This is a genomic window from Williamsia serinedens, assembly GCF_024171725.1.
Taxonomy (GTDB): Bacteria; Actinomycetota; Actinomycetes; order Mycobacteriales; family Mycobacteriaceae; genus Williamsia_A; species Williamsia_A serinedens.
Map to the genome: position 1 here is coordinate 432,577 of NZ_JAMTCG010000004.1, position 7,916 is coordinate 440,492.

At 69.5% G+C, this 7,916-nt stretch carries 11 protein-coding genes; 3 read left to right on the plus strand and 8 right to left on the minus strand.

The features are described from left to right. Window position 1: 1 nt before the first annotated feature. The 8 genes from rpsC to rpsJ form a co-directional block, all read right to left on the minus strand. A complete protein-coding gene (gene rpsC, locus LX12_RS12955) occupies window positions 2-820 on the minus strand; it encodes a 30S ribosomal protein S3 (protein WP_253654955.1) in 819 nt (272 codons plus the stop codon). A 3-nt stretch (window positions 821-823) separates the two neighbouring features. Next, entirely contained in the window at window positions 824-1,249 is a 426-nt protein-coding gene (rplV, locus tag LX12_RS12960) for a 50S ribosomal protein L22 (RefSeq protein WP_253654956.1), read from the minus strand. Next, on the minus strand, window positions 1,246-1,527 hold the full coding sequence (gene rpsS, locus LX12_RS12965; protein WP_026917259.1) for a 30S ribosomal protein S19: 282 nt from the start codon (window positions 1,525-1,527) through the stop codon (window positions 1,246-1,248). The genes rplV and rpsS overlap by 4 nt, the downstream gene beginning before the upstream one ends. A gap of 17 nt (window positions 1,528-1,544) precedes the next feature. Continuing rightward, window positions 1,545-2,378, minus strand: a complete 834-nt coding sequence (gene rplB / locus LX12_RS12970; RefSeq protein ID WP_253654957.1) for a 50S ribosomal protein L2 — start codon at window positions 2,376-2,378, stop codon at window positions 1,545-1,547. Between the two features lie 39 nt (window positions 2,379-2,417). Beyond that, window positions 2,418-2,726: a 50S ribosomal protein L23 gene (rplW, locus tag LX12_RS12975; protein ID WP_253654958.1), complete on the minus strand. Its 309-nt coding sequence runs from the start codon at window positions 2,724-2,726 to the stop codon at window positions 2,418-2,420. Window positions 2,727-2,728: 2 nt separating this feature from the next. Next, complete coding sequence (gene rplD, locus LX12_RS12980) at window positions 2,729-3,409, minus strand: 50S ribosomal protein L4 (RefSeq protein ID WP_253654959.1); 681 nt, start codon at window positions 3,407-3,409, stop codon at window positions 2,729-2,731. Continuing rightward, on the minus strand, window positions 3,406-4,062 hold the full coding sequence (rplC, locus tag LX12_RS12985; RefSeq protein WP_253654960.1) for a 50S ribosomal protein L3: 657 nt from the start codon (window positions 4,060-4,062) through the stop codon (window positions 3,406-3,408). Before rplC ends, rplD begins: the two co-directional genes overlap by 4 nt. A 94-nt stretch (window positions 4,063-4,156) precedes the next feature. Next, complete coding sequence (rpsJ, locus tag LX12_RS12990) at window positions 4,157-4,462, minus strand: 30S ribosomal protein S10 (RefSeq protein WP_003938093.1); 306 nt, start codon at window positions 4,460-4,462, stop codon at window positions 4,157-4,159. Window positions 4,463-4,919: 457 nt separating this feature from the next. Between rpsJ and LX12_RS12995 the strand changes: the two genes are divergently transcribed. The 3 genes from LX12_RS12995 to LX12_RS13005 all read left to right on the plus strand — a co-directional run bounded on the left by LX12_RS12995 (window position 4,920) and on the right by LX12_RS13005 (window position 7,827). Continuing rightward, window positions 4,920-5,429 carry a hotdog fold domain-containing protein gene (locus LX12_RS12995; RefSeq protein ID WP_253654961.1) on the plus strand — a complete coding sequence of 170 codons (510 nt, stop codon included), beginning with the start codon at window positions 4,920-4,922 and terminating at the stop codon, window positions 5,427-5,429. A 92-nt stretch (window positions 5,430-5,521) separates the two neighbouring features. Then, window positions 5,522-6,715: a mannosyltransferase family protein gene (locus tag LX12_RS13000; RefSeq protein WP_253654962.1), complete on the plus strand. Its 1,194-nt coding sequence runs from the start codon at window positions 5,522-5,524 to the stop codon at window positions 6,713-6,715. Between the two features lie 203 nt (window positions 6,716-6,918). Continuing rightward, window positions 6,919-7,827 carry an esterase/lipase family protein gene (locus tag LX12_RS13005; RefSeq protein WP_253654963.1) on the plus strand — a complete coding sequence of 303 codons (909 nt, stop codon included), beginning with the start codon at window positions 6,919-6,921 and terminating at the stop codon, window positions 7,825-7,827. Window positions 7,828-7,916: the final 89 nt, after the last annotated feature.

Here is a 7,916-nt window from a genome sequence, read left to right on the forward strand (position 1 = left end):
GTCAGCCCTCCTGGTTCTCGGTCGGGGCCGGGGCCTCCGTCGCCACCGCGGTCGCGGTGTCGGCGGCTGCGCGGCCGGCCTCGGTGCTCGTCGCGGTGGTGCCCGACGCGCCGCTGCGACGCGGACGCTGCGGGCGCTCACGGCGCGGACGGTCACCGGCGGGGGCGGCCGCGGCGGCGAGCTCACGCTTGCCACCGACGATGTCGCCCTTGTAGATCCACACCTTCACGCCGATGCGGCCGAAGGTCGTCTTCGCCTCGTAGAGGCCGTAGTCGATGTCGGCACGCAGCGTGTGCAGGGGCACGCGGCCCTCGCGGTAGAACTCGCTGCGGCTCATCTCCGCACCGCCGAGGCGGCCGGAGCACTGCACGCGGATGCCCTTGACGTTGGGCTGCCGCATGGCCGACTGGATCGCCTTGCGCATGGCGCGACGGAACGCGACACGGTTGCTCAGCTGCTCGGCGACGCCCTGCGCCACCAGCTGCGCCTCGCTCTCGGCGTTCTTCACCTCGAGGATGTTCAGCTGCACCTGCTTGCCGGTCAGCTTCTCCAGCTCGCCACGGATGCGATCGGCCTCGGCGCCGCGGCGACCAATGACGATGCCCGGACGGGCGGTGTGGATGTCGACGCGGACCCGGTCACGGGTGCGCTCGATCTCGACCTTCGCGATGCCGGCGCGCTCGAGTCCGGTGGACAGGAGCTTGCGGATGGCGACGTCTTCCTTCACGTAGTCCGCGTACTGCTTGTCGGCGTACCACCGCGACTTCCAGTCGGTGGTGATACCCAGACGGAAGCCGTGCGGGTTGATCTTCTGGCCCACTGGTCAGGCTCCCTTGCTCGTCTGCTGCTTCTTGGGCTGCTTGGACCGCGCGCGGCCCTGCTGCCCTGCCGGCACGCTCTCCACGACCACGGTGATGTGGCTGGTGCGCTTGCGGATCCGGAACGCACGGCCCTGGGCCCGCGGACGGAAGCGCTTCATGGTCGGGCCCTCGTCGGCGAACGCCTGCGAGACGACCAGCGTGCGCCGGTCGAGCCCGAGGTTGTTCTCCGCGTTGGCCGCCGCGCTGGCGACGACCTTCGCGACCTGCTCGCTCGCCGCCTGGGGCGCGAACAGCAGGATGTCGAGTGCCTCGTCGACCTTCTTGCCGCGCACCAGGTCGATCACGCGACGCGCCTTCATCGGCGTGACGCGGACGAACTTGGCCGTGGCCTTCGCGGTCGGGTTGGCGGTGGTCTCAGCGGTGCTCATCGACGCTTCGCCTTCCGGTCGTCCTTGATGTGGCCCTTGAACGTGCGCGTCGGCGCGAACTCACCGAGCTTGTGCCCGACCATCGACTCCGACACGAACACCGGCACGTGCTTGCGGCCGTCGTGGACGGCGAACGTGTGACCGATGAAGTCGGGGATGATGGTCGAACGGCGCGACCAGGTCTTGATGACCTGCTTGGTGCCCTTCTCGTTCTGGACGTCCACCTTCTTGAGCAGGTGGTCGTCGACGAACGGGCCCTTCTTGAGGCTGCGTGGCATGTTCTACTCCCTCCTGCTCAGCGCTTCTTGCCGGTACGACGACGGCGCACGATCATCTGATCGCTGGCCTTGTTCTTGCGGGTGCGGCCCTCCGGCTGACCCCACGGGCTGACCGGGTGGCGACCACCCGAGGTCTTGCCCTCGCCACCACCGTGCGGGTGGTCGACGGGGTTCATCACGACACCGCGGACGGTGGGGCGCTTGCCCTTCCACCGCATGCGGCCGGCCTTGCCCCAGTTGATGTTCGACTGCTCGGCGTTGCCGACCTCGCCGACGGTGGCGCGGCAGCGCACGTCGACGCGGCGGATCTCACCCGAGGGCATGCGCAGGGTGGCGTAGCCGCCCTCCTTGCCCAGCAGCTGGATCGACGCGCCGGCGCTGCGGGCCATCTTGGCCCCGCCGCCCGGACGCAGCTCCACCGCGTGGACCTGGGTACCGGTCGGGATGTTGCGCAGCGGCAGGTTGTTGCCGGGCTTGATGTCGGCGGTGGCTCCCGACTCGACGACGTCGCCCTGGTTCAGCCCGCGCGGGGCGATGATGTAGCGCTTCTCGCCGTCCACGAAGTGCAGCAGCGCGATGCGCGCGGTGCGGTTCGGGTCGTACTCGATGTGCGCGACCTTGGCGTTGACGCCGTCCTTGTCGTTGCGACGGAAGTCGATCAGACGGTAGGCACGCTTGTGCCCGCCGCCCTTGTGCCGGGTGGTGATGCGCCCGTGGGCGTTGCGTCCACCGCGACCGTGCAACGGACGCACCAGCGACTTCTCCGGGTGGTCACGCGTGACCTCGGCGAAGTCGGCGCCACTGGCGCCGCGGCGGCCCGGTGTCGTCGGCTTGTACTTGCGAATGGCCATGACTCTTCGTCCTCTGCCTCTCCTCGGATCCGACCGGCGTCAGCCGATCGGTCCCCCGAAGATCTCGATGGGCTTGCTGTCGGCGGTCAGGGTGACGATCGCGCGCTTGGTGTCCTTGCGCTTGCCGTAACCGAACCGGGTCCGCTTGCGCTTGCCCTGGCGGTTGGCGGTGTTCACGTTCGAGACCTTGACGTCGAAGATCTTCTCGACGGCGATCTTGATCTGCGTCTTGTTCGAGTCCGGGTGGACGATGAACGTGTAGACGTTGTCCTCGATCAGTCCGTAGGACTTCTCGGAGATCACCGGCGCGAGGATGATGTCGCGCGGATCGCTGTGCTGCACGGTCATGGTCACGCCTCCTTCGCGGCTGCGTCGCCCGTGGCCCGCGCGACGAAGGTGTTGAGCGCCTCGACGCTGAACACGATGTCGTCGGAGTCGAGGACGTCGTAGGTGTTGAGCTGGTCCGGGCTGATCGGCAGCACGTTGGGAAGGTTCGCCACGCTCTTCTGCGCGGTGATGTCCTCACGGCCGATGACCACCAGGAACTTGCGGCGCTCGCTGAGCAGCTCCAGGAACTGCCGGGCCGACTTCGTCGACGGGGTCTGCCCCGCGACGAGCTCGGTCACGACGTGGATGCGCTCGTTGCGCGCCCGGTCGGAGAGGGCACCGCGCAGGGCGGCGGCCTTCATCTTCTTGGGCGTGCGCTGGCTGTAGTCGCGCGGCTGCGGGCCGTGGACCGTGCCACCGCCGGTGAACTGCGGGGCGCGGGTCGAACCCTGACGGGCGCGGCCGGTCCCCTTCTGGCGGTACGGCTTCGCGCCGCCACCGCTGACGGCACCGCGCGTCTTGGTGGAGTGCGTGCCCTGGCGTGCCGCCGCGAGCTGCGCGGTGACCACCTGGTGCATCAGCGCGATGTTGGCCGGCGCGTCGAAGATCGCGGCGGGCAGCTCGACGGTGCCGTCGGTCTTGCCGTCCGCGGTCCGGACGTCCAGCGTCAGCTTGGTGGCCGACTTCGTGGTGTCGACACTCATGCCTTCACACCGCCTTTCACTGCGTCGCGGACGATGACGACGCCGCCCTTGCGACCCGGGATGGCTCCCTTGATCAGCAGCAGGCCGGCCTCGGCGTCCACCTTGTGCACGGTCAGGTTCTGCGTGGTGACGCGCTCGTTGCCCATGCGCCCGGCCATCCGCATGCCCTTGAAGACACGACCCGGGGTGGCGCAGCCACCGATCGAGCCGGGGGCGCGGTGGACGCGGTGCGCACCGTGGCTGGCGCCCAGGCCGGCGAAGCCGTGACGCTTCATGACGCCGGCGAAGCCCTTGCCCTTGGAGGTGCCGGTCACGTCGACGTGCGCGCCGTCGGCGAAGATCTCGGCGGTCAGCTCCTGGCCGACGCTGTACTCCGCGGTGTCGTCGACGCGGAGCTCCGCGACGTGACGACGCGGCGTGACACCGGCCTTGGCGAACTGCCCGGCGACCGGCTTGGTCACCTTGCGCGGGTCGATCGCGCCGTAGGCGAGCTGCACGGCGGTGTAGCCGTCGGTCTCCTGGGTGCGGATCTGCGTGATGACGTTCGGACCGGCCTTGACGACGGTCACCGGCACGACGCGGTTGTTCTCGTCGAAGACCTGGGTCATCCCGAGCTTGGTGCCCAGGATCCCCTTCCCACTGTTCTGAGTCATGTCTGTATCTGGTCCCTGTGTGTTCGATCCCTACAGGCGGCCTCCGGAGCGGGCCCGCGTGACGCATCGGCGTCGCGACCCACTCCGGTGCCGACTACTGGATGTTGACGTCGACGCTGGCCGGCAGATCGATGCGCATGAGCGCGTCGACCGTCTTCGGGGTCGGGTCGAGGATGTCGATCAGACGCTTGTGCGTCCGCATCTCGAAGTGCTCGCGCGAGTCCTTGTACTTGTGCGGCGAGCGGATGACGCAGTACACGTTCTTCTCGGTCGGCAACGGCACCGGGCCGACGACACGCGCCCCGGTGCGGGTCACGGTCTCCACGATCTTGCGCGCCGATGCGTCGATCGCCTCGTGGTCATAGGCCTTGAGCCTGATGCGGATCTTCTGTCCCGCCACGCTGTGTCCTCTTCCGTCTGGTGACTCGGCGACAGATGCCCCGCGAACGGGCCCCGCGTGCGCGGGTCAGGACAGACCACCGGACGGCTCACACGCCGTCCGACCCGGACGCCCGGGTGGGTGATCGACACTGTTCATCTGTCGTTGTGCGTTCGCGTCCGTCGACGGTGGTCGGCGGACGCCACAGCTCTTCTGTCGCGCCGGGGCTGCTCCGGCACCCGCGGTCGGGCGTGTCGCGCGCACCGGACATACCTGTGCGCTGTCACCCTTGTTCCGACCGCATGTGATCGAGCTCGGTGATCGAACCCCCGGTGCTCGGAGCAGTTCGGGAACCGCTTGCTCCGCCGGGACGATCGGCGCCCGGATCAAGGCCGCACGAGACGGCACCCGCTCTGGGCAACCCGAACAGTATGCACCAGGACCCGGTGCCGGTCCAAATGGCCGTTAGTCTCGCCGCATGAGCGAACAGCACACCGTCGCGCCGGCCCGTCCCGCGGGCGTCACGCCCACCTACGCGCTGTGGCGTCGGCTGCCGAGCGGCATCGTCGGCGCCACCGTGTTCTCCCTCGGGATGGTCGCACGGGTCCCCTACTTCGGCACCATCCTCCCGCTGGTGCGTGAGCTCGAGCCCGGACGGTGCGTGGTCACGTCGCCGAAGTGGTTCGGCGTGCACAACCACATCGGCACCTATCACGCGATCGCCGCGTGCAATCTCGCCGAGACGGCCATGGGCATGCTGATGGAGGCGTCGACGCCGACCGACCTGCGGTGGATCCCCAAGGGCATGACGTCGCAATACCTCACCAAGGCGACCACCGGACTGCGCGCGGTCGCGACGCTGGCCGACCCGATCGACCCTGCGACGGTCGGCGAGGGCCGCGACGTCGTCGTCGACATCGCCATCTCCGACAAGCACGGCGTCGAGGTCGTGCACTGCGCCATCACCTGCTGGGTCACGCCGCGCTGAGACCTGCCGCCGGCCAGGGGCACTGTCCTCCGAACGGAGGAACGGCCGTCGCTCGCCGGTGACACCGGCCCCGCACCGCCTATGCATGGGCGGTGAGCACCCACCCCATGGTCCGCACGACGGTCCTCGACCGGCTGCGACCCTCGGCCGACGGCGGACTGCGACAGGCCGTCCCCGACGCCGTGGCGCCGTTCGCGATCTGGCACGCGGCCCTGTTCGGACTCGCGGCGTTCGCGAGCGCCTACCTGGCGCCGATCGCGACGGGCGTCGCCGGCCGGTCGGAGCCGATCTGGAGCCACTTCGACGCGGACTACTACCTCGGCATCGCCGACCACGGCTACAGTGCGGGGCCCGGTGACGAGTGGGCGTTCTACCCCCTCTATCCGGCTCTCGTGCGGCTGCTCGGCTACGTCGGGGGCGGGGGCCACACAGCGCACGTCGTCGCCGGACTCGTCGTCGCGAACGCCGCCGGCCTCGTCGCGTCCGTCCTCGTCCACCTCGTCGTCCGCCGGGACTTCGGCCTGGGGGTGGCCCGACGCGCCTGCATCTACTTCGCCGTCACGCCACTCGGCTTCTATCTCTCCGCCGTCTACGCCGAGAGCCTGTTCGTACTTCTCGCCGTGGCCACCCTGCTCCTCACACGACAGCATCGCTGGATCGCCGCGGGCGCCGTCGCGGCACTGGCGTCGGCGACGCGGCCACCGGGGGTGATGCTCACGCTCGTGATCGCCGCAGAGGTGATCGTCGTGGTCGTCGTGGCCCGTCGGGCCGGCGCGCGGGTGCCGTTGCTGCGGCCGCTCGTCGGCGTCGCGATCGCACCGACGGGTCTGATCGCGTTCCTGGCGTACGGCTGGATCCGCACCGGCGACCGGCTGGTCACCTTTCACGTCAACGCGCATCGGTGGCACCGCGAGCTGGACTGGCCGTGGGTCGCGGTCGGCCACGCGGTCCGGGACACCACGTGGGGCGACCCGGGGAACTATCTCTTCGGCCCACTGAACCTCACGGTTCTCGCGGTCTGCGTCGTCGCGCTCGGTCTGATGGTCCGCCGGTTCCCGCCGACGTACACCGTCTTCACCGCGGCGATGATCGCCCTGCCGGTCTGCTCGGGTCAGCTGCAGGCCGTCGGCCGTGCCGCGCTCCCGATCGTCACCGTGCTGATCGTCCTGGCCGAACTGACCCGCTCGCGGACCTCGATCGCGCACCAGATGGTCGTCGCCGTCTCCGCCGGCCTGTGCGCCGTGTTCCTCGTCATGTACGTGCTTCTCGTGCCGGCGATCGCGTGAACCGAGCATTCGGCACAGACCGGACCCGTCGAACGTCTCGTCGTGGCATCGGTCCGGTGACGACTCGGCCCACGCGCTCTGGCACGGGTGAACCAGTTCCCGTTCTCGGGCGAGTGTGGCGTACCGTCGCGTCATAGCGGAGTTTTTTCGCGATCGTAAAGAGTTTGTCATGTGCGGCGGGGGCTGAGAGAAGGAGTGGCTCGATGGTGTCTGCCCGCGTCGTACGACGGGTCTCGGTTCTGACCGCGATCGTCGCGATCCTGCTGGGTATCCCCGCGCAGGCAGGGGCGGCGCCGCGACCGACGTCCGGTGTCGACGAGCCGACCTGCCGACCCTCCGCCGCGCACCCGCGACCGGTCGTGCTCGTGCACGGGACCTGGTCGAACCCGACGAAGACGTGGGAGAAGCTCGCACCCGCGCTGCGCGACCAGGGCTACTGCGTCTACACGATCTCGTACGGCAAGCGGGAGACCGCGAGCCTGCAGAACCTGCTCGACCTGTTCGGCGGCGACTCCATCCGCGAGTCGGCGCGCATGCTCGGCAAGTTCGTCGACACGGTCCTCACCGAGACCGGCGCCGCCCAGGTCGACATCGTGGGCCACTCGCAGGGCGCGGTCGTCGCTCGCCAGTACATGAAGTTCGACGGGGGCACGACCCCGTCCAACCCGGCCGCGAACAAGGTCAACACCCTGGTGAGCCTGGCCGGCACCAACCACGGGACCTCGTTCAACCGCAACCAGTTCATCGGCGCGGTCGGCGAGATGCTCGGCATCCCGGTCGTCCGGCTGGCCGCGCTCGCCGTCGGGCCGTCCTACGTCGAGCAGATGATCGGCTCGCCCTTCATGAACGCGCTCAACGCAGGCGGCGACACCCAGCCGGGGGTCCGTTACGTCGTCGTCGGGACACGAGACGACAACATGGTCACCCCGCAGGAACGGACGTTCCTCACCGCGGGCCCGGGCGCGAGCGTCCGCAACCTGTGGGTGCAGGACGGCTGTCCCACCGCCCAGGTCGACCACATGCAGATGACCTCCGACCCCCGGGCCATCGGGATCGTTCTCGGCGCGCTCGATCCCACCTGGGCGAGAACCCACCCCGCACCCTGCCCCTGACCGGCTCCACACCGCCGACCTGACGCCCGCCGCAGATCCTGCGGCGGGCGTCGTGGTGTACGGAGCGGTCGAGGTGCGACGGGCCGCGC

Excerpts from the sequence above, each read along its gene's own strand:
- LX12_RS13005 (WP_253654963.1), top strand. The coding sequence starts at position 6,919 with ATGGTGTCTGCCCGCGTCGTACGACGGGTCTCGGTTCTGACCGCGATC.
- rplD (WP_253654959.1), bottom strand. The coding sequence starts at position 3,409 with ATGAGTGTCGACACCACGAAGTCGGCCACCAAGCTGACGCTGGACGTC.
- rplW (WP_253654958.1), bottom strand. The coding sequence starts at position 2,726 with ATGACCGTGCAGCACAGCGATCCGCGCGACATCATCCTCGCGCCGGTG.
- rpsS (WP_026917259.1), bottom strand. The coding sequence starts at position 1,527 with ATGCCACGCAGCCTCAAGAAGGGCCCGTTCGTCGACGACCACCTGCTC.
- LX12_RS12995 (WP_253654961.1), top strand. The coding sequence starts at position 4,920 with ATGAGCGAACAGCACACCGTCGCGCCGGCCCGTCCCGCGGGCGTCACG.
- rplV (WP_253654956.1), bottom strand. The coding sequence starts at position 1,249 with ATGAGCACCGCTGAGACCACCGCCAACCCGACCGCGAAGGCCACGGCC.
- rplB (WP_253654957.1), bottom strand. The coding sequence starts at position 2,378 with ATGGCCATTCGCAAGTACAAGCCGACGACACCGGGCCGCCGCGGCGCC.
- rplC (WP_253654960.1), bottom strand. The coding sequence starts at position 4,062 with ATGACTCAGAACAGTGGGAAGGGGATCCTGGGCACCAAGCTCGGGATG.